We start from the raw sequence: 23,867 nt of genomic DNA, 5'->3' as shown, positions 1-23,867 counted from the left end.
TGTATATACGGTTTGAGTTTATTTCATCAGAAATCATATATACGTTCATTCCAATCTAGCAGCTGATCGAGCATGATGTTAATTGGAGAAGCACTTATTGGCGAGGAACCCGAACTCGCACATATTGATCTTATGATCGGTGATAAGGAAGGACCTGTTGGGCAGGCCTTTGCCACCGGTATGACTCAGTTATCCGCAGGGCATACTCCCCTGCTTTCTGTGATCAGGCCGAACCTACCCACAAAACCTTCCACCCTCATCGTTCCCAAGGTAACTGTAAAGAATATGGACCAGGCATCCCAGATATTTGGTCCTGCACAGGCAGCGGTTTCAAAAGCGGTTGCAGATGCCGTGGAAGAAGAAATTGTGCCCAAAGAAAAAGCAGATGATCTTGTGATCGTGGCCAGTGTGTTCATACACCCTCAGGCTTTGGATTACAACCGCATCTACAGGTATAATTACGGTGCTACCAAACTTGCACTGAAAAGGGCAATGGAAAATTTCCCTGCCGTAGACACTGTACTGGATGAAAAGGACAAGGGTTCCCATGCAATTATGGGATTCAAGGTTTCCAGACTATGGGACCCTCCATATCTGCAGGTAGCACTGGATAATCCGAATCTGGAAGCAGTGCTCAATGTTGTAAGACAGCTGCCCAAGAGTGACCACCTCATCCTTGAAGCGGGCACCCCTCTGATCAAACGTTACGGTGTGGATGTAATCACCAAACTGCGTGAAGTCAAACCGGATGCTTTCATCGTGGCTGACCTGAAGACACTGGATACCGGTAACCTTGAGGCACGTATGGTGGCAGATGCCACAGCTGATGCAATTGTGGTTTCCGCCCTTGCACCGGTACCAACTCTTGAAAAGGCAATATCCGAGGCTCACAAGACGGGAATCTATGCGGTAATGGATACACTCAACCATCCGGATCCGATGGATGTACTGGAAAAACTCAATGAGCTTCCTGATGTTGTGGAGCTTCACCGCGCCATAGATGTAGAGGATACCGCTTATGCATGGGGTAGCATTGAGGCTATCAAGGAACTGTCGCCTAAGATCCTTGTGGCAGTCGCCGGTGGGGTGCGTGTGCATACAATCCCTGATGCTCTCAAGGCAGGTGCGGATGTCCTTGTTGTCGGACGTGCAATTACCAATTCCAAGGATATACGCCAGTCTGCAGAACAGTTTGTCGAAGGTCTGAATAAGCCCGAGATAGACCAATTCAGGGTAATGACTGATTTCTGAGGAGATTCCCATGGACTCGCCCCTGATAGTTGTGAACTTCAAAACCTATTCACAGGGTACAGGTGAGGCAGCAGTAAAAATTGCTGCTGCTTGCAGGGATGTAGCCGCAGAAGCGGGAGTGACCATTGGAGTTGCTCCCCAACTTTGTGACATCTACAGGGTTGCTTCTCAGGTGGATGTACCTGTCTATGCTCAGCATGTGGATGGTGTTTCACCGGGTAGCAATACAGGCCACGTAATGGCTTCCTGTGTACAACAGGCAGGGGCTGTGGGTTGTCTTATCAATCATTCCGAACGCAGGCTCAACCTTGCTGATATTGAAGCATCGGTGAGTGCAGCACGGGCTGAAGGCCTGACCACGATCGTGTGTACCAATAATATTCCCACAACAGCAGCAGCTGCTGCCCTGGCTCCGGAATATGTTGCGGTGGAACCTCCCGAACTTATTGGCACGGGTGTACCGGTTTCTCAGGCTGACCCGGATGTTGTGAAAGGCTCGGTTGAAGCTGTAAAAAGAATAAATCCTGATGTTCAGGTTTTGTGTGGGGCGGGTATTTCCCGGGGAGAAGACCTCACCGCTGCAATGGATCTTGGTTCTGTAGGCGTTCTGCTTGCATCAGGTATAGTAAAGGCAGAAGATCCCAGGTCAGCCCTGGAAGATCTTGTCAGCCCTCTTTAAAATCCCAGTTGCCACCATGCAATAAACATCAGCATGGTGGCTATTCCTAATTTTAGTCCCATTGAAAGTTCTATGTTGAAATGCCTGATTATCATATTTGATATCCCGATGGGTGGCGGGGATATGAGAAGGGCTGCAATAAAAAGGGCAATACCTGGAATGTAGTTATTATCAACAATTATCAGGTATAATCCCATGAGTCCGAGATATATGCCCAGCCCTGCTATCAGAAGCAGTCCCATTTTGTAAAACCTGAGGTATTCGGTAATATCTTTCCCGAAAAGAGCTTTCACTCCACTTTTTTGTGTTTGTTTTTTCAACCTATCACCCTGTGTTGTCTTTGATCGGCTATGTGACTGCTGGCATAAATAATTGCTTTACTTGCGCAGGCTACATCCCATGCCTTCCAGTAATTCTTCCATTTCCCTGTGTATTTCGTAGGCGTCCAGATCGCCGCGTATGTTTAAACGGAAGGTTGCACTCGGACCCTTTTTGTGTGGATAGGTATCGATAGTTTCGACTTTTACACCATCTATGCGACAATCCAGGATTTGTTGTATCGTAAAAGGCCTGGCTGAACGGGGAATGAAAACAGAGATGTCGCGCAGGGTTGGTTTGAGTTTATTCTCTTTCCAGTGATTCAGTTCATCTGCTGACAGGATTCTTATGTTACCGATTTTGAGTTGCAGTTCCTTTTTCCCTTCTTTAAGGGTTACATTACTTGAAGTAACCTTTTTCACAATTCCAACATGCATCTTTCCGGAATATATGTGCAAAAGTCCCCTTTCATGACCTGTGGAGTGTACGAGTTCCTCGAATTCGGCTACCTTGCTGTTTATGAGTTTGTCCGAGCGACGTAAGGCAGAGGACGTGTCGCCAAAATGGAGGGCTGCTGCTTTCATGTCTTCACAGAATTGCCCTGTGTCATGGGAACGTACCATTGAAGAAAAATGTCTGCATCGCTCTATAAATATGTCATGTACACGGATAACTTCAGGATTTTCCATCTGTATCAGGGCATAAAGTTCGGGGTTTTGCCCCAGGATACGTCCCACAAAGTCTAACATTATATCATATACCGGACTCATAAAACGCCGGGAACCTTTCACATCAAAATCCAGCTTCTGCATGGTCGCGCCAATGGTAATATAGGCAAAATGGGTGAGTCCCTGCACAATGGATACAAAGTGGTCATGTTCATCGGGAGTTATGACTTCTATACTCGCCTCTTCTTCACTTAAGAGGTTGAATATATGGTCAAACCATCTTTCACATCTGCCATCTACAGGTGTGAGGATAAAGGTCTGGCCCTGCAGGGAGGGAATAGAAGGCCCAAACATTGGATGGGTTCCCAGAAACTCTACATTTTCAGGAACATATCTTTTCATGGCCTCAACAGGTTTTTTCTTCAGCGATGTCAGGTCCATGAGCAAACTTCCCTTTTTCATTTTAGGCCCAGTCTGTTCTATAAGGGTGGGTGTTATGTTGATTGGTACTGAAACTATCACAATGTCACATGTCGGGATTACAATGTCAGGCTCAGCTGTAAAATGGACACCAAGTCTTTCGGCAACTTCCATTTTTCCACTTTTCCCACTGATCCATACTTCATATCCCCGGCTTTTGAAAAAGGTTGCAAACCACTGGCCCATTTCCCCGGTGCCGCCAATGATGAGTATTTTCAACCCAGCCCCTCCAGTACCGCCTTGCGCATGACTTCCACAGGTGGCTTTTGACCTGTCCAGATACGGAATGCTTCAGCTCCCTGGTGGACAAGCATTGCAACCCCACCGATCGGCTTGGCGCCTGCAAGTTCTGCTTGACGCAGCAGTTTTGTCTGCAGGGGATTGTAAACGATGTCAAAAACAGCCAAATCCGGATGCAGGATTTCCCGACTGGCAATGGTTGTATCAATATGCGGATGCATTCCCACGGATGTGGCATTGATCAGTATGTCACTGTCTTTCAATAGTCCTTTTAGGTCCTCTAGCCCTGCATGACTGCAACCGACATCCTTTGCAAGAGCTTCTGCCTTTTCAGGGGTACGGTTTGCGATTGTCACACAAGCTCCCTTTTCTGCGAAGTGAAAGGCAATTGCACGGGCGGCACCCCCGGCACCGACAAGAACTACGCTAGAGGAATTTATTCCCACACCTGCTTCCCGCAGAGCCATTTCAGCTCCCAGCCCATCTGTGTTGTGTCCCCGTATTTCATCATTGAAGGATACGGTGTTGACAGCCCCTATCCTGCGTGCCAGTGTATCGGGGTTTGTAAATTCTAATGCTTTTTCTTTGTGGGGGACTGTTATATTGAGACCGCCAAAACCCATTGCCTGCGCTCCCGAGATAGCATATTTTAGGTTTTTTTGCCTTACCCTGAATGCGTGGTATTCACAATCCATCCCCAGTTCCCTGAACGCTGCATTGTGCATTGCAGGGGAAAGGGAGTGTTCAATAGGGTCTCCCAGTACACCGAATACCTGTTTCATACGATAGTCTCCAGAGCTATTTTTAGCTGGTCTATTCTGATCTGACCCGGAGCGACCGGTTTTTCCACGCAGCCGTAGGTCAGTAATGAACCGTACCTGCAGGCAACAACCCTGCTGTGACGTCCCAGCTCCCCCATAGCAATAACACAAACTTCTCCCTTTGCCTGCAAGGCAGCATGGAAAAGCTCCAGTATATCTTCGGGTTTTTGGGGCATGACTGCGAGTTTGGCTATATCGGCTCCCTTATCCGTGCATTCGTTGAGAATAGCAACCATCTCTTTTAAAGGAGGTGTGCTCTCAAAGAAATGGGAGGACATTATTACCTTTGTCCCCTGTGATTTTGCCTCCTCCACAAGTCGGTTTCGAAGGCAATCGGTACTTTTGCGTTCTATATCAATCATATCTACATAAGGAATCAGGTCTTCCAGGAGGGTGATTCTTTGCCCTTCTTGTCCCTGCCAGTTGCCGCCTTCAAAATGTACACGATTGGTTGCAATACGAGATAATCCGCCCTGCTTATCCAGCAAGTCGAACAATTTCTTTGCCTGCACGGCCTCTTTTATTTCAAGCAAATCCAGCCTGATTTCCAGAATATCCGCACCAAGCATTTTGGCGATGCGTGCCTGTAAAAGAGGGTCGCTGTCAATGGATGCGACAATTTTGACATCTTTTCCGGTGACAAAATCTGTCATGTTCATTTCTCTATGATTGTTTCCTGGACTTTCATCCCGAAGTGCCTGCCAGTGTCTTCCATATGCACCAGCACCTCGTCTCCTTCCTTCAGAGAGGCTATGGATACTGGTTTTCCATTGCTTGAAACCAGTTTTATTGTTTCTGCATTCTGGAGGATATTTTTCACTGTATTGCCGTCTTTGGATTGGGCTTCCACAAGCATCAGGGGGCGGCGTTCGATCTTGACCCTCCCCACAATTCCTTTACGTTGCTGGCCTTCTGAATTGACAATAGTTACTTCGTCGCCTGCTTCCAGCTCGGACAGGTATCTTGTCTTATCTCCTATCTTAACATAAGCATGAACTGCTCCGGCATTTACCCTGAAAGGTCTGGATGCTACATAGGGACTTTCTTCGGATTCAGAATGTACAAGGAACATTCCGGCGGATTGGGAGCCCACAAGCATACCTTCCCCTTTTTCCATCAGGTTACAGGTATCCACGCAAACCCTGTCGCCCATTCCTACAGGCTCTATTTTGGTGATGGTGGCAGATACAAGATCAACTCCCTCTACACCTGCTTCTTCTGCAAGTTTTACAGTTTTTTTGAGGGTGTCGGGATTTGCGGTATCCAGCAGGACGCCATCGGATCCATGTTCCATGGTCTCCAGGGCAAGTTTAGCCTCATCGGGGTCTCTGACACCGGATATTATATTCACTTCCTTTTCCTGGAGTTGTGCTATGAGGTTTTCCAGAGGGATGACTTTCCAGTCTGTGCCGATAGCTATTAGGTAATCACATTCAGTCCCAATTGCAGCGGCAAATTTCTCATATTTTTTGTCCTGGATTACAACCAGGGCAGCGATACTCTTTTTCTGGCGTCTCAATGTTGCTAGCTGTTCAAAATCCCGGGAGTTGCTCATGTCCACAGGTAATGGAAGTGTCCCGTCGCCTTCTCCTCCGCGACCGATAACGATTATGTCTGCGGCAGTATCCGCATTATCGGTAAATGCAGCAATCTTGATGTCTCCGAGTTCTTTTGCTTTATCTACATCCTCTGCCTCTACCAGAACACAGTCGGCACCTGATTCCAGGCCGCCTGTTATACGTTCCTTCTTGTCTTCCCAGTCGCCTTCGTCGGCACGTATCCATACCTGCTTTTTCATTTTGTATCCTCACTGAAGTTGCTTGAGAGCTTCATCCACGGTTTGGTTTTTGTGTGCGATCTCTGTGATTGCCCGGGTCATCCGTGTAGGGCTTGGGTGCTGGAACACATTCCTGCCAATGGCAACACCACGGGCACCCGCATCCATTGCTTCACGAATCATTTCCAGGAATTCCCTGTCAGTGTTAGTCTTTGGTCCACCTGCGATTACTACGGGTACAGGGCAGCCTTCTACAACCTTGGAGAAACTTTCAATGTCTCCGGTGTAGACAGTCTTGATCACGTCAGCTCCAAGCTCAGCTCCTACACGGGCCGCGTGGGCTACCATCTGTGGGTCCCTCGGGTTTGTGACCTTTCTGCCCCGCGGGTACATCATAGCAATCAGGGGTATGCCCCAGTAGTCACACTGTCTACCTATGTGACCCAGTATCTTAAGTTGTTCGGATTCGGTTTCCGATCCCACATTGATGTGTACGGATACGGCATCTGCTCCCATGCGGGATGCTTCCTCTACAGTACACACCAGCACTTTGTCATTGGGATCGGGGCCCAGTGAAGTTGATGCACTCATATGGAGTATGAGTCCTACATCATGACCATATCCTCTATGACCGTGGAGGATCATGCCTTTTTGCATAAGTACTGCATTGGCTCCCCCTTCAGCAACACTATTTATGGAATCTGCTATGTTGATCAATCCCTTTATTGGTCCATCTGTGATTCCGTGGTCCATAGGTATGATAACCATATTCCTGCTGTCTCTGTCCATTATTCTTTCTATTCGAATTTGTTTTCCTATTTCTGGCATATTACCCCTCCGTAAATATCATGTTAGTATGTGACATGGTATCACTCGACTCTATTTATAATTTTCCCTTTTTATTTTCTATAAGCGTTTGCTTATATAATGAAAGTTGATAATTTGCCGGAATAAGCTTATATATGCAGTTCTCCTTCTGGCAGATATGGAAGAGTTGAGAATCCTTGTAATCAATAATCACGGACAATTTTGTCACCTTATTCACAGGACCGTAAGGGATCTTGATATGGATACAAGTATTGTTCCCAACACAACCCCGATTGAGGAGATTCTTGCCGAAAAACCGGATGGACTGATATTTAGCGGCGGTCCTTCTCTGGAAAGAGGGGGTCTATGTGAAGAATACGCAAAAGAACTGGATATTCCTATACTTGGTATATGCCTGGGTCACCAGCTTATCGCACATGCCTATGGGGGGTCAACAGGAGCCGGCAGCCATGGAGGATATGCTGCCGTGGACGTAGAGGTTGTGGAGGAGGATGATATTCTCAAGGGCCTTGGTCCCCGCATTTCTACCTGGGCTTCACATGGGGATGAGGTTACAGAACTACCACCGGGTTTTCTGAAACTTGCCCACTCTGATATATGCGGTATCGAAGCTATGAAACATCCGGACAAACCGCTGTACGGTGTCCAGTGGCACCCCGAGGTTGCACATACGGACAAAGGCGAGGAATTATTCATGAATTTCTTCGATGTTTGTGCAAATTATAACAAATAAAGGTCCTACCTGATCTTTACTTATTTTCATAAGTCTTCTGTAGCAGTAGGGCGTCCTCTTCTAGATTTGGGCTCTCACAGATCACAAGCCCTTGTGCCCCGAAGTCCTTCAATGCTTGCATGAGTTCTGAAAATTTAAGGTCTGATTCCTCGAGCACAAGATGATTCTTTTCTCCTTTGGTGGTATACTCGATTCCCGAAATATGCATGTGCATATTCCTCAGACCTTCCTTGCCCAGGTATTCCTCGACTTTTTCCAGCACTGCGCTGAATTCTGCATAGCTGTTTTCCTCCCCCTTTGAGCGGGCATGCAAATGGGCAAAATCGATGCATGGCAGGACACCTTCAATACCTGCTGAAAGAGCAAGGGTTTCTTCCAGATTGCCAAACTGGCTGGGTTTACCTGTGGTTTCCGGACGCAGGGTAGTATTGATCCCTTCATCTTCCAGTTGGCCTGCAAGTTTTTCCAGCAGAGCCTCCACTTTTGAAAAAACGGTGTTCCCACTTTGTTCATGATAGTAGGCTGGATGGAACACTATTGAGCTGGCTCCACAGATATTGCCTATATAGGCAGAATCATAGATACGTTTGATGCTGGCCTGGATTTTTTCTTCTTCTTTTGAATTCAGGTTTATGTAGTAGGGTGCATGAACACTCAGGGAAATGCCGGTTTTGTGGGCTGTATCTGCTATTTTTTCCGCAGTGGGTTCCTTCATGCGCACTCCCCGTACAAATTCCAGTTCCATGCAACCCAGGCCGAGTTCTTTTACCCGTTGGATCCCTCCTTCGCTTCCCCTGCCTTTAGCACTAAGAGGTGTCCCTGCAGTTCCGAAAAGGAGAGGCAATTCAGATCATCCCCAACTTGTCCTTGAGTTCTTCCAGTTTTTCGGGTGAAAAACCTTCAAGAACGCTGAAAAAAGAATCCCTGTCCTCATCTTCCAGTCCCCTTACATCCTCTTTTCCCTCAATTGCAAGGTCTGCCAGGTATTCCACATCTTCCCGTTTCAGTTTTTCCAGGCGATTGCGGAAATCTTCTCCTGACTCGGCAAAACGATGGGAAATCGGCCTGAGAATAAATGGATAGGGATGTCCCATCTGTGAAATATTGTTTCCGCCAGCTTCGGGGGCAAGTTTGTTAAAAATATCCATGTCTCTGTCTGTAAATTCCCGTCCCATGCAGGGAAATAAGGGATTTTTCCTTTAAAACTTTCCTCTCAGGTGGCCATGTATATCAATCTCACCATTTGATATCCGGGTTGATGATATGGGTTTTTCGTCCTCTGCCATGACATAGTCAATTTTGACAATTTCAAGTTGTTCCAATCCATCCTGCCTGCGGAGTTTGTTTATTTTTTCAGCAACAGTGTATGTTTCCGGGGAAACCACAATATATATGTAGTCGCCATTGACGGTGGTGCCAAAAGGGTCTTCCAGTTTTTCGATCTGGTAATTTTTATCAGGAATGTTAAGGCTTTCAATATAATCTTCAAGCTGGCTGCGACGGGTGGCATAGGAGGGTATGTTCCTGTCCTTTTCCCCTGCCATCGAGTCGGATGTGAGGCCGATGTCAAGTAAATCTCCTGCCGCGATTTCAAAAGCTCTGCGCAGAAGTTTACGATGGCCATCATGGAGGTATTCGAAGGTGCCTCCCACAGCAGTTTTTGGCATGGTTTGTGTGAGGTTTTCCCGGTTGATAAATATTTGTAAATATTAGTTGCATACGCAACAATTATATAACTCCGATTTCATCCTCCGGCTATGATTCAGGATGAACATGTGCACAGTTTGGGAGCAATGATTGCCTGCCTTCACCGACATAATCTGCGTTACCTTTCGCAGGAACTGGAAATATATGGGATAGGAGGCGGTCAATTCAGGTTTTTGCTTGCTCTGTACCATGTTGACGGGATTCGTCCTGAGGAATTATCCCGCATGCTGATGGTCAACCGGGCCACGGTCACAAGGGCATTGAAAAGACTTGAGGATGCGGGTTATGTGCAGCGGACGCCGGATCCAGAAGACCGGCGCGCATTGGTGGTAAACCTTACAGAGGAAGGTCATCGTATGCATCGTTTTATCCGCCAGCTTTCGCAAAAACGAAGTGAAAGTATGCTTGCTGGTTTTTCAGAAGAGGAAAAAACCCTATTCAGAAATTTGCTGGAAAAAGCCATTTAGAATTGCGTGAGGGCGTGTAGGTGAAGGAGCAGAGCCGTGCCCTCGGGGCGGAAAGTGTCGGCAGGCTCCTTTTCAGGCTTTCGGCACCGGCCACAGTTGGTATGGTGGTAATGGGTCTATACAATATCGTTGATACGATTTTTGTCGGTCGTGCCCTTGGAGGGGAAAGTGTCCAGGGTATTGGTGGTATTGCTGTCAGTTTCCCTGTAATAATGATAGCGATGGCTGTTTCCCTGGCAATCGGTTTGGGTGGCTCTTCCATAATTTCCCGCCGGCTGGGTGGCGATGATCTGGAAGGTGCGGAACGCACCTTTGGTAATATGGTTGGTCTGTCTCTTTCTCTGGGATTCTTGGTCTTTATCTTCGGCTCAATTTTTATTGTGCCCATTCTCAAAGCCTTTGGAGCAACACCGACGATATTGCCTTTTGCCAGGGACTATTTACAAATTATACTTTATGGAATTCCTTTAATCACGTTTGCCCAGGCTATCAATAATGTGGTGAGGTCTGAAGGCAATGCTAAAGTCGCCATGTATACAATGCTTATAGGTGCCGGCCTTAACATATTACTTGATCCCATCCTGATATTTGGTCTTGACATGGGTATAAGGGGGGCTGCGGCTGCAACGGTAATCTCCCAGTTTGCCACAACAATATTTCTGATACATTATTTCCTGTCGGGTAAAAGTAGCCTGCAATTCCATGCGGGCTTTATGAGACCGGATAGGGGCATAATAAGAGAAATGGTCGCAATAGGCGCATCCCCTTTTGCACGCAATTCTTCCACAAGTGCTATAGTGGTTGTTGTGAATAATATCCTGGCATTGTATGGGGGGGATGTCTCGATTGCAATTTATGGTATCTTTAACCGCATGCTTATGTTTTCCTTTATGCCTATGATAGGGCTTTTACAGGGTATGCAACCGATAATTGGATTTAATTATGGGGCACATAAATTCGAGAGGGTAAGAGATACATTGCGCATCTCCGTGATAATCTCATCTGTGATTGCAGTAGCAGGTTTTTTAATGTTGTTCTTTTTCTCATCTTATCTTTTTTCGATCTTTACAACAGATGCAACTCTTATAAAGGAGGGAACAGATGCTACAAAGATAATGGTCCTTGCGGTTCCCCTGCTTGGTATCCAGTTTGTGAGTGGCGGTATGTATCAGGCACTTGGTAAGGCACGGCCTTCTTTCATTCTTTCAACAGCCAGGCAGGTTTTTTTGCTTCCTTTAGTACTTGTTTTGCCCTGGTTTTTTGGTACTACCGGTGTGTGGATAGCGTTTCCGATTTCGGATCTTCTGGCAATTCTGCTTGCAGTGTATATGTTCATGAAAGAATACAGTTTACTGGAAAGGAGAGCATCGTTTTCCTGAATACTTTCAATTCGCTTTGGCTACCTATAAATACGTTCAACAGGATAGCATCATAAGTACAGTGTACAAGAGGGAAAACCAGTGCACCTAAAGGAGTATCAGATATGAGTGAAATTTTGCTTGAAGAACTTGATCATGTGGGGCCTGCAACAGCCCAGAAATTGAATGATGCGGGGTATAACAGTGTGGAAGCAGTTGCAGTTGCTTCCCCTTCTGAGCTTGTGGCAACTGCCGAGATCGGTGAATCCACAGCTGCCAAAATCATAAGTGCTGCGCGCAGTGCAGCCGATATAGGTGGTTTTGAAACAGGAGATTTCGTGATGCAGAGGCGCATGGAAGTAGGCAAACTCCACACCGGTTGTGAAGAATTCGATGAATTGATGGGTGGTGGGATAGAGACCCAGTCAATCACCGAGATGTATGGGGAATTTGGTTCGGGTAAGACCCAGATAGCCCATCAGCTGGCGGTTAATACGCAGTTGCCAAAGGAAATGGGCGGACTTGACGGTTCTGTCATAATTATAGACACAGAGAATACGTTCCGGCCTGAACGTATTGAGCAGATGGTTGCAGGTCTTTCGCAAAAATTTGAACAGGATTTTGATCCTGCCGAGTTTTTGAAAAATATACATGTTGCAAGGGCTTACAATTCCAATCACCAGATCCTTCTGGTTGATGCAGCAATGGAAATGGCCAACAAACTCAAAAATACCGATAAACCGGTCAGATTGGTTATAGTGGATTCCTTAACAGCTCATTTCAGGGCCGAGTATGTAGGCCGGGGTACACTGGCTGACAGGCAGCAGAAACTGAACAAACACTTGCATGACCTGCAACGTTTCGGGGACCTGAACAATGCCTCTGTGATAGTTACCAATCAGGTAATGTCAAAACCGGATGCATTCTTTGGAGATCCTACCCGTCCGATTGGAGGCCATATTCTGGGACATACTGCCACATTCAGGCTCTATATACGCAAATCCAAGGGGGACAAAAGAATCGTGAAACTCGTGGATTCGCCTTGTTTGCCCGATGGAGAAGCTGTTGCGTGTATTACTACAGATGGGCTTTGTGATGCCTGAGAAAAATTATTTACCAAACGCGCCTATTACCCATAATGAAATTTAAAGCACTTGCAATTGATATTGATGGCACAATCACTTACAGTGACCGCCGTCTTCATTTTATGGCAGCAGAACATCTGAGGAATCTGGGTATTCCTGTAGTTCTTGCCACGGGAAATGTACTCTGTTATGCTGCAGCAACTTCCAAGCTTATAGGACTTGGAGGTAAGGTTATTTCTGAAAATGGAGGTGTCATATCCACAGGATTTGATACTAAACCTCACATCTCCGATAGTATGGAGGAATGCGAAAAAGCATTCTCTTACCTCACTCCTCGCTTTGACTTAATCCGGCTTGATAATGACCTGCGCAAAACAGAAATTGCCCTGAGGCGAAATATCGATGCAGAGGTTTTACAGTCCAGTCTTGAAAGGGCAGGGTTTCATATGGAGGTTATTGATACCAGATTTGCTTTGCATATTAAAAGTAGAAAGATCAATAAGGGCACAGGACTGGCAAAAATGGCATCTCTTATGGACCTGGATGTTTCTGATTTTGTTGCGATAGGTGACTCTGCAAATGACCGGGAAATGTTCGAGGTAGCAGGCTATGGGATCGCTGTAAGCAATGCCGATCCAGACCTGAAGTCGATTGCGGATTATGTGACCTCCATGTCCTTCGGAGAAGGTACCGTGGAGGCCCTGAATATCTTAAACCGGAAAAAATTCCTTTAATCAATACTGGTGGCTATCTGCTTGTCCACAACGATATAATCCTTGATTGAGCGGACTGCTTTGAAGGGTATCTTCAAAAATTGGCCATCGGTAACATATTTAGATGTGTCAAGCCCGATGTCGGGTTTGACCATCAGGTCTTCAAGTTTGCCGGTTTTGACTTCCATTACTATATTGTCCAGTATACCAATTTCTGTTCCGTCTGTTGTCATGACCTGTTTGTTGGATAGGTTCTTTGCAAATACCTTTGGCATATTAGTAGCCTCCTGTTCAAATATATCCTGTAAATGATCCTGCATCCGTTTTGCGGATAGATCCGCCCTTTAGTTTTTCCTGTATCCGGTTATAGAAATCTATCATGTCTTCATTAACCGTTGGTTTTACTTTCTCCATTGCGGAAAGGAAATGCCTTTTGCTTACTTTTTCATTATCGAAATTTTCTCTAAGGGATAACATTGCTGCTTCCCTGCATATGGATTCTATATCTGATCCTACATAGCCTTCAGTCATTGTGGCAAGTTCCTTTATGTCAACATCACTATCCAGGGGTATGTCCATTGTGTGAATCCGGAATATTTGTTCCCTGCCATCTGCGGAGGCGGCTCCTACCATTACAAGCCTGTCAAATCTTCCTGATCGAAGTAATGCCGGGTCAATAAGGTCAGGCCTGTTGGTGGCCGCAATGACAACCACCTCATTCAGGGGTTCAAGTCCATCCATCTCGGTAAGCATCTGATTGACAACCTGTTCGGAAACCCGGCTGCCTACATCACTGCCACCCTGTCTTGTCGAAGATATAGCATCGATTTCGTCAAAGAATATTATGCAGGGTGCAACCTGTCGTGCTTTTTTGAAAGTATCACGAATTGCTTTTTCAGATTCCCCTACGTATTTGGACAATATCTGGGGTCCTTTGACACTTATGAAATTGGCATTAGCTTCGTTTGCCACAGCTTTGGCAAGCAGGGTTTTGCCTGTTCCCGGAGGGCCATATAAAAGTATTCCTGTGGGAGGTTTTATGCCCATCCGGCTTATTTTATCGGGCCATTTAAGAGGCCACTCGACTGCTTCGCTGATATCTTCTCTGGCAAGGTCCAGCCCGCCAACATCATCCCATCCCACAGACGGTATTTCGACCATAACTTCCCTCATTGCCGAGGGCTCAATTTCTTTCAGGGCTTCCTCGAAGTCATCGGGCGTGACTTCCAGTTTCTCGAGTATTTCCTGTGGAATTTCCTCTTCATCGAGATTGATGTCGGGAAGTAATCTCCTCAGTGCCCGCATGGAGGCTTCCTGTACAAGGGCTAATAAATCGGCTCCCACAAAACCCTGGGTATATTCTGCCAGGTGTTCAAAATATTCTTCATCGATATTTTCGTTCAGTGGCATTCCACGGGTGTGGATCTGGAGTATTTCGAGCCGGTCTTCACTATCGGGTACACCAATTTCGATTTCCCTGTCAAATCTGCCAGGGCGGCGCAGGGCCGGGTCAATAGAATCAAGCCTGTTTGTGGCTGCAATTACAACTACCTGTTTACGTTCATCCATTCCGTCCATCAGGGTGAGAAGCTGGGCTACAACCCTTCTTTCTACTTCTCCGGTCACATCTTCCCTTTTTGGGGCAATGGAATCTACTTCGTCAACAAATATTATTGAAGGGGCATTCTCCGCAGCTTCATCAAATATTTTTCGCAGCCTTTCCTCACTTTCCCCGTAATATTTACCCATTATTTCCGGGCCGGCAATGTTGATGAAATAGGCATTAGATTCGCTGGCAACTGCTCTTGCTATCAGGGTTTTCCCTGTGCCGGGTGGTCCATAGAGAATAACACCCTTTGGTGGATCTATATTAAGACGTAGGAAAAGCTCGTGATGTTTCAACGGGAGTTCTATCATTTCACGTACCCGTTGAATTTCCGTTCTAAGTCCGCCGATATCCTCGTAGTTGATACCTCTGGCAGCTCCCTCATAACCCACTACAGGTTTCTGCTGGAGCTGGATCTCAGTATTTTCATTGATGATAAGTATGCCATCAGATGGCTCCGTTTCAACAGCTATTAGAGGAATGGCCTGACTGCCAGGGGTGGTTTGCCCCATGGAACTGATTATAGGAATAATGTCACCTTTTATAAGGGGACGTTTCAGGATGTTATGTTTGATCACGGCACTGGTGTTGTCACCAAACTCCATGACGATTCCCTCGGGAGGTGCAAGGAGTACTTTTTCCGCGGCTATTGGCTCTGCCTTACTAAGCGTTATCCTCTCACCAATCCCCACTTCTGCATTCTGTCGTGTATAACCATCTATACGGGCAATTCCCTGTCCCCAATCCTGCCTGTCAGCACGCCATACCTTTGCCGTAGTTTGACGCTTTCCTTCGATGAGGACAATGTCTCCGGGGGAAAGCTGCAGGCTCAGGAGGGTACTTGGATCAAGTCGTATTATACCCCTGCCAAAATCGATAGGATGCGCTTTCTCCACTTTTATCTGTAACTCTTCCATTTAGTTCATCCCGAAAATATGTTGTACTGATATGTCTATCTTATTAAATTCCCAAATGATATATATTTATGGTACTGCCCCTGTTTTTCCTTCTTGCAAAGGTTTGATATAGGGGAAGTGTATTTATTAATTTGTGCCTTCTAGAAAGGCTAACTTAAATAAGGATGTGTATTAGTTTGTTCGAACGTGTTGAATCAAGTGCTCCGGTAGAATCTGGGGAAACCTACGATGTTGTGATTGAAGATATTGCCAAGAAAGGCGACGGAATAGCTCGTATTGACGGTTTTGTCATTTTTGTGCCCGAAACAGAAGTGGGCGATGAACTTTCAATAAAAGTAACCAAAGTCCTTTCGAAATTCGCTTTTGGAGAAGTAGTCTGAAATTTCTATTTCACAAACCGACAGGCAACTGCCTGTCATATATTTTTTACTTTGTCTTTATTGAAGTAATGCTTTGGGTTTTTGTCTTTTTTTGCAAGCCAATAGAGTTGCATACATTATTCCATAAAAAATACAGGCATGAGCCTGCTTGAATTTTATTTTTCTTCCCAGACAGCTATGATTTTGTCGATGGCTATATGGGTGTATCTGTTGTCTTTATTTATGGTTAGCACGCCGTCTGCGCATGATTCAACGGTACCTTTAAAGGTATCGGGTCCGCCACAATAGATATCAAGTTCTGTTCCAAGGTAATGTTTCACTATGAAAGATTGCATGAATTGACCTCCTTTTTGATAATGAACCTATGTTTTGAATGTTAATATTTTTAACGGGCTAAAGGCGATTTCTTCCCTTTATTATTGGTTGTCCTGGGTTCACTTGAAATATGGATTTTATGCTCAGTTACCTAAAATATATATATAAGTCTCCGCATATTGAAAACCGGTAGGTCGGATATGTATTCTTTCATCCAGTTTTTGCTCTCTGAGATTATATCCAGCTTCAGCGGGCAATGGTTATCTCAATATATAATGACAATCGTAATGATTCCATTATTATTTCTTATGGTTACTGCCGGGTATGTTTTTTTTGTGCCTGTCGAGAACAGGCGTCCTGAATTCAGCAGTGTGAAAGGATTTATCCATTTTGTGGTGGATGTTGCGATTTATGCCATCCCAATGTTAATAGTTTTTGCACTTGTGCATATGCAAACAACTGCTGCCACATTGCTTGGAATCCCGGCAAACCAGAATTATGCTCGTTACATCATGATCCTGGAAGGTAATACAGTAAGCCTTCTTCAGGAAATCGCTACTCCTCTGCTAACTTATGTAAGCGGTTTTTTTTATCTTTTAATGTTTCCCTTCTTAATGGTATTCACATTCTTGCTTCTGGTTTATCTGCAAAGGCACAAAGCCATACAGGAGTTTGTGGTGGCTTTCATCCTGATTTATATGCTGGCATTTCCGTTCTACATATTTTTCCCTGTTCATGTGACCGGTTATACTCTTTCAGGTGTAACTCCGCTTCTTTATAATTTGAGTCCGCTCATAGCCGAAGGTGTGCGTATTGTGGATCCTGAACTCAATAATTGTTTCCCGAGTCTCCATGCGGCTCTTTCGGTAATGGCTATGATAATGGTCCTGCATAATGTGAAATCCCGCAGATATCAGGTTTTTGCAGTTATTACCACAGCAGCAATTCTTTTCACAATTCTCTATCTGGGGATTCACTGGCTGAGCGATCTTATAGCAGGTATATTGCTTGCGATTGTATGTTGTATGATTGCTTTTCGCTACAGTGAGCATTTATTTGCCATTTATCGCTGGATTGTGGCCATGATAGCCTGGAAATTCAAAGGTCCAAAACTGCCGTGCGTGGGGTGTAACAGGCGAATCAATTTTGATTCGGTTATGCAATGTGATTATTGTGGTACTGAATATAACATCAAAGTCCGTGTGGGCTCATTGTTGAAACGTTTCAGAAAGCGCTTTTCTTCATAAGGGAATTATTTTAAAAGTTCATCGACTTCAACTGTATCCTTGAGAATATTGAAGCTCACAAACCCGCCGACAAGCAGGTTCAGGTAGAATGTCAGTGCCCTCCATGCCACCACAACGATTCCCAGCATATAAGTAGGCACGAAAACTGAAAAAAGTGTGGTTGCCCCAATCTCCGCAACTCCACTGGAACCTGGTGTTGCGGGTATGATTACCACGATCATCAGCAGAACCTGGGCCGCATAAACAATGATTGCTGAAGGGTACTGGTTTAGGCCCATGAGAAGTACAGGTAACATGGAAAATTCAATGAACCAGAATGCAAATGTGCATAATATTCCTGCCATTAATCCCAGCCTGCCTTCTTTCAGGAAAAAGAATATACTGTAATGAAACTCTTCAAGTTCGGTGTCAACTTTTTCAGATATTTTGCAGAATATGTGTTTTTTATCGTCTCCAAAGAGCCTGCTGCACTTATTTACTATCCACTGGAGAAATCTGCGTGTGTAGTGGGGCTTCCAGATTGCATATAGAAGTATTGCAAGTATGAAAAATAAGAATAATTGACCAAACATAAGTAAACTGTCAAGTTTGCCGCCTCCAAGTACTTCTCCAAAGAGGGATAGTGCAAAGGGTGCGGCTGTCAATATTATTATAGCGTCCAGTACCCTTTCGCCAAGCACGACTGCGGTGGCACTTCCTACAGGCATTCGGTCACTCTGAAGCAGATGTATCCTTAATGGTTCTCCTCCTACAGACGAAGGGGTCATTGCTGCAAGAAACGAGCTGGATATAACGATTTCAAATGCCTTTTTGATTTCAAGGTTGTACCCCAGGGCTCCCGCCATTATTTTAGTCCGGATTCCCCACATAGCAAATCCCAGTAAATGAATGCCAGCAGCCGCAACAAGGTAAAGTGGGCGGATATTGTAAAGACTCTCCGTAGTTTTAGGGTCGATTGTGTAAACGAATACCCCTATTATTGTCACAATACTGATTATTGAAGAAACAGCAAGCCATTTTGCGAACTTATTCATCCTGTGCACCTTATATTTTTTGCTGGATGCCATGCTGGTAACGATTTTGTGGAATCAGCATGCAGAGGCTATTCTCTAGATGTAGATCAGACATTTATAATCTTTGGTATGCCATTTCTTCTAGTATTTTTCTTAGCTTTTCAGGTCCGTTTATTTCACTAGAACTTTTTTTCATTTGTTCGGTTTTATCCCTGTATTTACCGTTTACAGCTTCTCTGACAGCTTCGAGTATTTCAGAAGCCGATGCTTTGTAATCCATCTGCTTTCCGCATCCTTTAGCTTCAAGTCCCGCTGCATTATTTTGCTGTTCGCTGTGTCCCCTGTCAGGGAACGACAACATTGGTACGCCATAGGCAAGAGCCTCCATCATGGTTGTATGGCCTCCTGGAGCAATTGCCAGGTCGCAGCTTTTAAGGTAGGGGAACTGGTCGGGAATAAACGGTAGAAGTTCTGCATTATCAGGGAGTGGGGGTAGTTCTTCTCTGTCAAGACCGGGGCCGGAGAGCAGCGTATAGTTGATAGTGCTGTCCATACTGGCAGCTTCGATTATTCTGCGAAAAATAGGTGCCCTGTAGCCAAAACCACCTATAAGGGAAAGTACATGAGGTCTGGGCAAATCTTGTGCTATCACATCTTCATAACTTCTGGCGGGTAGAGGGCCCGTGTATTCCACTTTTGAAGTCGATTCATCCTCAAAGTTGAGATTTAGGGCACAGATAGTATTGGGTTGTGGGTAATCGGGTATGATTGTCCTATCCACGCGTTTGAAAATTCCGTTATAGAATTCTTTCGCAATTATCCCCAGGCCCTGAAACAAATAATTCTCCTGAAAGAATATTTCCATATTGGATTGGTTAACCATCAATGCAACCGGTATCTTCCTTCTCAGGGCTGCTATAGTTCCAAGGTAATAACTGTCTGAAAGAATTACAGCCGGTTTTTCTTCATCAACAAGACTTTGAACATTAAAAAGGCCGGGTACCTGTCCCAACTTAATACTTTCCTTTATGGATTTTCCCAGGTTAAGAGACCCTTTCTCTCCCACAAGTCGAATTTCGGGAGGGATCTCTTTTACATTCATTCCATGTTCGGCCAGAAATTTTGCGGAATAACCATAAGCACCATAGGTAACTTCATGTCCTGCACTGGATAATTCCCTGCCGGCTGCAAGGCACCTGCCTGTATGGCCAAGCCCTTCTCCGCAAACGAATATGAGTATCTTGAGTGACATATTTATGGATCATTCTTTTTTACTGTTAATGTGCTCAATTAATGTTATTCTTCACAATTTTTCCGCAGGTGGTGTCGTATTGAGTTTGACATACTTGACACCTTTGAGGGAAATAAGATTTTCATCAAGTTTCTTTATTTTCTCCCCGTCCCCGTCAAAGATTATGATTTCCATACAGTTCTCAGGATCAAGATGTATGTGGATTGAAGTTTTAATAAGGTCTGTGTAATCATGTTGTGCATCTGCAATGGCATTGGACAAACCCCTTTTTGTATGATCATAGATCAGGGTTATAGTACCAACTCTCCTGCCACTGATATCACCCATCCATTCATGATAATTTATATAACTTCGAATAGCATCCCTTATTCCTTCAGACCGGGATGAGTAACCACGCTGTTCTATAATGGAATCAAACTTTTCCAGCAGGTTATTGGGCAGGGAAACTCCGATTCGCATAAGTTCTTGTTCCATGTTATCACCTTTATTTCAATTGTCTTGCGTATTAATAATATTTTGTGTTACTTTAAATTGCTATATATTATACTATGTGTAAACGGTGTGATAGATTTATATTGGATTTTGTGTATCTACTATGGAAGGAGATTGCATGATGTCTGATATCCAGATCAAGGAAGAATTATACTCAGGAAAAGCCAAGACCATCTATACAACGAATGATCCGAAAGTACTTGTATCCCATTTCAGGGACAGCCTTACCGCTTTTGATGGCAAGAAGAAAAGTGAGGCTGAGAAAAAGGGATATTATAATGCCCAGATATCTCGCAAGTTGTTCGAGATGCTTGAGGACGTGGGTATAAATACCCATTATCTTGGGATGTTTGACGACGAACGGATGCTTGTGGAAAAAGTGGAAATTATTCCTATTGAGGTGATTCCACGCAACATAGCTGCAGGTTCTATCACCCGGAAATATCCTTTCACTGAAGGGGACGAATTCAAAGAACCCGTGCTTGTAATGGATTATAAGAGCGATGAATATGGGGATCCCATGCTGAACGAGGACATAGCTCTTGCCCTTGGGATAGCCACAAGTGAGGATATTGCAAAAATCCGTGAACTTGCTTTGAATATCAATTCCATCCTCAAAAGTTACATGGAAAAACAGGGCCTTTTACTCGTTGATTTCAAACTTGAGTTCGGTTGGGCAAACGGTGAAATTGTACTTGCCGATGAAATATCCTGTGACACCTGTCGTTTTTGGGACGCAGGCACCCGTGAATCCCTGGATAAGGATGTATTCAGGTTTAACAAGGGTGATGTATCCGGAACCTATGAAAAAATGGCACGTCGTCTTGTCCCCGAAATATTTGAAAATTAAACTGTAAATGTCATTGTTGGCGGGCTGTTGGCTGCATTTTTTCAGTCCTGTCTGGTGTACGCGGTTGTCTTCATCAATTCAGTCAGGTGTCAGGCACCACTGCATCCTCTTTCTTTTTCTAACACCAATTTTACTGCTGCAGAGCTGCTTTGAATGCTTATGATAAAAACCTTGATAGCGTTGTTTGCTCCTTTATAAAGGACAGAAGCTCTGATTTTTCTCTCCACTGGTAGAAGGGCGTATTGATGCGGGTCTTCATATCCATCAGTGCTTCTTCCAGGGTTTCAAAAGAATATGGCTCTGTTGTAAGGGCATTGCGTGCTGCTTCTCTGACAACCCACACTCCCAGGGGTGCCCAGTAATCAGGAGTAATTTCCCTGATTACAAATACTGCAGCCTGCTTTCTTATGCTCTCAAGTTTTTCCAGAACCGGCAGACGGGCTGCATAATAGCCTCCTGCCAGGGGTGAATATCCTTTCTTTCCTGAAGTTCCTTCCATGTCCTGTCCAATCCAGGGTTTGTCTGCAGACCACACTGTACGTGCCATCCACAACTCCAGCAACTCAAAAGAATAACTCCGGGGTATCAACAGTATTTCAAAGTGGTTTCCAAGATTACCTCCGCTGTATAGTTGTATATCCTTTATTTCGGGGTAATCCAGTAAACCCTTTGCCAGTTCTTTGCCTACCATATCATCTGTGGCGGTAATTGCCCAGCGTGTGGGGACAAGTTTCCTTTCCTGGCCAAGCAAACCAATGGAAAGAAGCCGGGTTATATGCTCACATCCAATATCATGGCCATAAAGCTCCAGGGCAGCATCAGTCGCCTTTACATCGGTGTCATAGGTCAGGTAGTCAACTTTATCAGGAACCTTCGGGTTTTCTGCGATATGAAAACGTTCCATTTTCCCGGCCGGCCCCATCGGTGTGAGCACACCATCGAATTTTTGGGCAGGCTTTAAGGGTTTGCTGAGCAACACTTCTGTATCCACAGGTTTGCGGGAGAGTGCCATTTCCTGGGCTTTTTCTATCAGGCGGCTTTTTTCAAATTGTTCTACTTTAACAGTGGTGTTAGCCCGTACCAGCTGGCATCTTTTTTGTATGATATCGTCTATTCCCATGCCAAGTAATGCATGAGGGTCCTCCAGTTGTGCAGCGTCCTCACTTTCCAGTAAAGGAGGTACCATGGGTCCGGCACTTACCTCGGGATATCCATACCTACCAACAAATACAGCAGGAGGAGATGCTCCAAAAATAGTTTTTTCCCCTTGCTTTTGAGGGGAATATTTAGCGGTGGCCCTGAACTTTTCAAGTATGGGACACCGCGCTCTCCCACAAAGTCCTTTCCCTTTACATTCAATACACCGATTTTTCAATCATCTTCACCGCACAGGATACAATATCCTACTTCTGGTGCATTCTTGTAAAGCCAGCCGGACTTCTGGACATGTTTGCATACTTCACACATACGTTTTACTTTTTGCTTGGGGGTTAGGCCATCCGTTGCAAGGCAGAAGGCAAAATTTCGGATTTCTTCATTTGTATTTTCAGAAAATCCTACTTCTGCACCTCTTTTCTCACTTACGTACTGGGATACGGCGGCTCTTGACAGACCCAATAGGTTGGCCACCTGTTGCTGTGTGCACTTATGTTCATTCATAAGCTCACGTGCAAGCACGGCTCTGATGGCTGGCAATACCCTTTGCACCATTATTTCACAGGTAGGTTTCATTTAATGGTATCCTCAATGTTAGTTTTATTCAGATGACACTAAACCCTCTCTTTACTGCAGGATAAGGTGCTATATGTAACTGAAAAGGCCGGCTCAAAAAAGATTTTGTGCTTCTTCCTTTTGCCGGGACAGATGTTTTTCGGATTTCTGTCATATAATTAGTCATTGAAAAAAGTTTAATTCTTGATCTGATCGGGAGAAAACCCTTTCTGGACCAGAACGTCTTTCATCCTTCCAAGATGATTGCCCTGCAACTCTACGGCATTGCCACGTACTGTACCACCGCAGGCGAATTTTGATTTGAGGTATGTTGAAAGTTCATGGAGATCAATTTCATTGGCATCAAAACCTTCTACCACTGTAACTTCTTTTCCATACCTTCGCCTGTTTACCTTTACGGTTATTCTCTGTTGCTCCTTGGCCACTTCTTCGCAGATACACAATTCTTTTGGCAATCCGCAAACAGAGCACATTTCTGAACTCATCTTCTGGTTTTTCCTCCGAAAATTTAGTATTATGTTGTCTGTATAATTTATATACAGACAAATAGAAGTTAAATGCGATGCTATTAAAAGTTAATGGTAAAATGATTGCAAGAGACGTTGAATTGGCCGATACGTTACTGAAAAGAACAATGGGTCTGATGTTCAGGATGAATATCCCGCAGGATTATGCTATGTTTTTTTCTATAAACAAACCCTGCAAATTTTCCATACATATGTTTTTTGTTCCCTTCTCCCTGGATGTTTTTTTCCTCGATTCGAATTATCGTATAACACAAATTGAATCCCTACGCCCATGGCTGGGACTTGCCCGCGCAAAAAATGCAACCCTATATATGGTTGAAATGGCTGCAGGTTCCGTGGAGAAGTATGGACTTGAGGTAGGGCAGCAGATGTCCCTGGAAAACATCCCTTCATAAGAAATGTTTATTTACAT

Annotated in this window: 29 protein-coding genes; 11 read left to right on the top strand and 18 right to left on the bottom strand. The window is 44.9% G+C overall.

All coding sequences use genetic code 11. From position 1 onward, the window contains the following. Positions 1-72: 72 nt before the first annotated feature. The gene (locus BHR79_RS02375; RefSeq protein WP_072560817.1) at positions 73-1,251 is read left to right on the top strand and encodes a bifunctional 5,6,7,8-tetrahydromethanopterin hydro-lyase/3-hexulose-6-phosphate synthase; all 1,179 of its coding nucleotides are present in this window, start codon (positions 73-75) and stop codon (positions 1,249-1,251) included. A gap of 10 nt (positions 1,252-1,261) precedes the next feature. After that, positions 1,262-1,930: a triose-phosphate isomerase gene (tpiA, locus tag BHR79_RS02370; protein WP_072560816.1), complete on the top strand. Its 669-nt coding sequence runs from the start codon at positions 1,262-1,264 to the stop codon at positions 1,928-1,930. On the opposite strand, the gene BHR79_RS02365 is transcribed toward tpiA, so the two are convergent. Genes BHR79_RS02365 through BHR79_RS02340 form a run of 6 tightly spaced genes read right to left on the bottom strand, consistent with a single transcriptional unit; the run spans position 1,927 to position 7,062 of the window. Next, positions 1,927-2,250, bottom strand: coding sequence for a hypothetical protein (locus BHR79_RS02365; protein WP_072560815.1), 324 nt, complete (start codon positions 2,248-2,250; stop codon positions 1,927-1,929). The genes tpiA and BHR79_RS02365 overlap by 4 nt on opposite strands. Before the next feature lie 57 nt (positions 2,251-2,307). Then, positions 2,308-3,615, bottom strand: a complete 1,308-nt coding sequence (locus BHR79_RS02360; RefSeq protein WP_072560814.1) for a prephenate dehydrogenase — start codon at positions 3,613-3,615, stop codon at positions 2,308-2,310. Next, positions 3,612-4,418 carry a shikimate dehydrogenase gene (locus BHR79_RS02355; RefSeq protein ID WP_072560813.1) on the bottom strand — a complete coding sequence of 269 codons (807 nt, stop codon included), beginning with the start codon at positions 4,416-4,418 and terminating at the stop codon, positions 3,612-3,614. Before BHR79_RS02355 ends, BHR79_RS02360 begins: the two co-directional genes overlap by 4 nt. Then, entirely contained in the window at positions 4,415-5,110 is a 696-nt protein-coding gene (gene aroD / locus BHR79_RS02350; RefSeq protein WP_072560812.1) for a type I 3-dehydroquinate dehydratase, read from the bottom strand. The genes BHR79_RS02355 and aroD overlap by 4 nt, the downstream gene beginning before the upstream one ends. Positions 5,111-5,112: 2 nt before the next feature. Beyond that, on the bottom strand, positions 5,113-6,255 hold the full coding sequence (locus BHR79_RS02345; protein WP_072560811.1) for a 3-dehydroquinate synthase II: 1,143 nt from the start codon (positions 6,253-6,255) through the stop codon (positions 5,113-5,115). Between the two features lie 9 nt (positions 6,256-6,264). Next, positions 6,265-7,062, bottom strand: a complete 798-nt coding sequence (locus BHR79_RS02340) for a 2-amino-3,7-dideoxy-D-threo-hept-6-ulosonate synthase (protein ID WP_072560810.1) — start codon at positions 7,060-7,062, stop codon at positions 6,265-6,267. A 157-nt stretch (positions 7,063-7,219) separates the two neighbouring features. Between BHR79_RS02340 and BHR79_RS02335 the strand changes: the two genes are divergently transcribed. Next, on the top strand, positions 7,220-7,795 hold the full coding sequence (locus tag BHR79_RS02335) for a GMP synthase subunit A (protein ID WP_072562261.1): 576 nt from the start codon (positions 7,220-7,222) through the stop codon (positions 7,793-7,795). A gap of 16 nt (positions 7,796-7,811) precedes the next feature. Here BHR79_RS02335 and BHR79_RS02330 read toward each other — a convergent pair whose 3' ends face one another. Genes BHR79_RS02330 through BHR79_RS02320 form a run of 3 tightly spaced genes read right to left on the bottom strand, consistent with a single transcriptional unit; the run spans position 7,812 to position 9,462 of the window. After that, positions 7,812-8,639: a TIM barrel protein gene (locus BHR79_RS02330; protein ID WP_072560809.1), complete on the bottom strand. Its 828-nt coding sequence runs from the start codon at positions 8,637-8,639 to the stop codon at positions 7,812-7,814. A 1-nt stretch (position 8,640) separates the two neighbouring features. Next, on the bottom strand, positions 8,641-8,970 hold the full coding sequence (locus BHR79_RS02325) for a hypothetical protein (protein ID WP_072560808.1): 330 nt from the start codon (positions 8,968-8,970) through the stop codon (positions 8,641-8,643). Positions 8,971-8,994: 24 nt separating this feature from the next. Then, complete coding sequence (locus BHR79_RS02320; RefSeq protein WP_072560807.1) at positions 8,995-9,462, bottom strand: phosphopantetheine adenylyltransferase; 468 nt, start codon at positions 9,460-9,462, stop codon at positions 8,995-8,997. Between the two features lie 90 nt (positions 9,463-9,552). On the opposite strand from BHR79_RS02320, the gene BHR79_RS02315 reads away from it, so the two are divergent. The 4 genes from BHR79_RS02315 to BHR79_RS02300 all read left to right on the top strand — a co-directional run bounded on the left by BHR79_RS02315 (position 9,553) and on the right by BHR79_RS02300 (position 13,146). Beyond that, entirely contained in the window at positions 9,553-9,969 is a 417-nt protein-coding gene (locus BHR79_RS02315; RefSeq protein ID WP_072560806.1) for a MarR family winged helix-turn-helix transcriptional regulator, read from the top strand. A 20-nt stretch (positions 9,970-9,989) separates the two neighbouring features. Further along, positions 9,990-11,348 carry an MATE family efflux transporter gene (locus BHR79_RS02310; RefSeq protein ID WP_083432994.1) on the top strand — a complete coding sequence of 453 codons (1,359 nt, stop codon included), beginning with the start codon at positions 9,990-9,992 and terminating at the stop codon, positions 11,346-11,348. Between the two features lie 104 nt (positions 11,349-11,452). Then, the gene (gene radA / locus BHR79_RS02305; protein WP_072560805.1) at positions 11,453-12,430 is read left to right on the top strand and encodes a DNA repair and recombination protein RadA; all 978 of its coding nucleotides are present in this window, start codon (positions 11,453-11,455) and stop codon (positions 12,428-12,430) included. A gap of 35 nt (positions 12,431-12,465) precedes the next feature. Then, a complete protein-coding gene (locus BHR79_RS02300; protein ID WP_072560803.1) occupies positions 12,466-13,146 on the top strand; it encodes a phosphoglycolate phosphatase in 681 nt (226 codons plus the stop codon). Here the strand turns inward: BHR79_RS02300 and BHR79_RS02295 are convergent. Both BHR79_RS02295 and BHR79_RS02290 read right to left on the bottom strand, forming a co-directional pair. After that, the gene (locus BHR79_RS02295; protein ID WP_072562259.1) at positions 13,143-13,400 is read right to left on the bottom strand and encodes a PRC-barrel domain-containing protein; all 258 of its coding nucleotides are present in this window, start codon (positions 13,398-13,400) and stop codon (positions 13,143-13,145) included. The two genes, BHR79_RS02300 and BHR79_RS02295, sit on opposite strands and share 4 nt — an antisense overlap. 16 nt (positions 13,401-13,416) lie before the next feature. After that, the gene (locus BHR79_RS02290) at positions 13,417-15,648 is read right to left on the bottom strand and encodes a CDC48 family AAA ATPase (RefSeq protein ID WP_072560801.1); all 2,232 of its coding nucleotides are present in this window, start codon (positions 15,646-15,648) and stop codon (positions 13,417-13,419) included. Positions 15,649-15,824: 176 nt separating this feature from the next. Here BHR79_RS02290 and BHR79_RS02285 point away from each other — a divergent pair, with 176 nt between their 5' ends. Then, positions 15,825-16,028, top strand: a complete 204-nt coding sequence (locus tag BHR79_RS02285; protein WP_013036727.1) for a TRAM domain-containing protein — start codon at positions 15,825-15,827, stop codon at positions 16,026-16,028. A 155-nt stretch (positions 16,029-16,183) separates the two neighbouring features. On the opposite strand, the gene BHR79_RS02280 is transcribed toward BHR79_RS02285, so the two are convergent. Further along, positions 16,184-16,363 (bottom strand): MM0924 family protein, encoded by a 180-nt coding sequence (locus tag BHR79_RS02280; RefSeq protein WP_072560797.1) that lies wholly within the window; start codon positions 16,361-16,363, stop codon positions 16,184-16,186. A gap of 288 nt (positions 16,364-16,651) precedes the next feature. Between BHR79_RS02280 and BHR79_RS02275 the strand changes: the two genes are divergently transcribed. Then, on the top strand, positions 16,652-17,590 hold the full coding sequence (locus tag BHR79_RS02275) for a phosphatase PAP2 family protein (protein ID WP_169818153.1): 939 nt from the start codon (positions 16,652-16,654) through the stop codon (positions 17,588-17,590). A 5-nt stretch (positions 17,591-17,595) separates the two neighbouring features. Here BHR79_RS02275 and BHR79_RS02270 read toward each other — a convergent pair whose 3' ends face one another. The 3 genes from BHR79_RS02270 to nikR all read right to left on the bottom strand — a co-directional run bounded on the left by BHR79_RS02270 (position 17,596) and on the right by nikR (position 20,329). Continuing rightward, positions 17,596-18,624 (bottom strand): lysylphosphatidylglycerol synthase transmembrane domain-containing protein, encoded by a 1,029-nt coding sequence (locus BHR79_RS02270; RefSeq protein WP_072560793.1) that lies wholly within the window; start codon positions 18,622-18,624, stop codon positions 17,596-17,598. 94 nt (positions 18,625-18,718) lie between these two features. Then, a complete protein-coding gene (locus BHR79_RS02265) occupies positions 18,719-19,855 on the bottom strand; it encodes a UDP-N-acetylglucosamine--N-acetylmuramyl-(pentapeptide) pyrophosphoryl-undecaprenol N-acetylglucosamine transferase (protein ID WP_072560791.1) in 1,137 nt (378 codons plus the stop codon). Positions 19,856-19,906: 51 nt separating this feature from the next. Next, positions 19,907-20,329 (bottom strand): nickel-responsive transcriptional regulator NikR, encoded by a 423-nt coding sequence (gene nikR / locus BHR79_RS02260; RefSeq protein ID WP_072560789.1) that lies wholly within the window; start codon positions 20,327-20,329, stop codon positions 19,907-19,909. Positions 20,330-20,465: 136 nt separating this feature from the next. Here nikR and purC point away from each other — a divergent pair, with 136 nt between their 5' ends. Continuing rightward, positions 20,466-21,197, top strand: coding sequence for a phosphoribosylaminoimidazolesuccinocarboxamide synthase (gene purC, locus BHR79_RS02255; protein ID WP_072560787.1), 732 nt, complete (start codon positions 20,466-20,468; stop codon positions 21,195-21,197). Between the two features lie 157 nt (positions 21,198-21,354). Here the strand turns inward: purC and BHR79_RS02250 are convergent, their stop codons facing one another. The 3 genes from BHR79_RS02250 to yciH all read right to left on the bottom strand — a co-directional run bounded on the left by BHR79_RS02250 (position 21,355) and on the right by yciH (position 23,413). Further along, entirely contained in the window at positions 21,355-22,572 is a 1,218-nt protein-coding gene (locus BHR79_RS02250) for an Nre family DNA repair protein (protein ID WP_072560786.1), read from the bottom strand. Then, positions 22,569-22,928: a transcriptional regulator gene (locus BHR79_RS02245; RefSeq protein ID WP_072560785.1), complete on the bottom strand. Its 360-nt coding sequence runs from the start codon at positions 22,926-22,928 to the stop codon at positions 22,569-22,571. The genes BHR79_RS02250 and BHR79_RS02245 overlap by 4 nt, the downstream gene beginning before the upstream one ends. A gap of 176 nt (positions 22,929-23,104) precedes the next feature. Then, positions 23,105-23,413, bottom strand: coding sequence for a stress response translation initiation inhibitor YciH (gene yciH / locus BHR79_RS02240; RefSeq protein ID WP_013036737.1), 309 nt, complete (start codon positions 23,411-23,413; stop codon positions 23,105-23,107). A gap of 77 nt (positions 23,414-23,490) precedes the next feature. Between yciH and BHR79_RS02235 the strand changes: the two genes are divergently transcribed. After that, entirely contained in the window at positions 23,491-23,850 is a 360-nt protein-coding gene (locus tag BHR79_RS02235; protein WP_072560784.1) for a DUF192 domain-containing protein, read from the top strand. Positions 23,851-23,867 lie beyond the last annotated feature (17 nt).

This window comes from Methanohalophilus halophilus, from assembly GCF_001889405.1.
GTDB classification, from domain to species: domain Archaea; phylum Halobacteriota; class Methanosarcinia; order Methanosarcinales; family Methanosarcinaceae; genus Methanohalophilus; species Methanohalophilus halophilus.
This window is presented reverse-complemented; position numbering and strand designations above follow the sequence as displayed.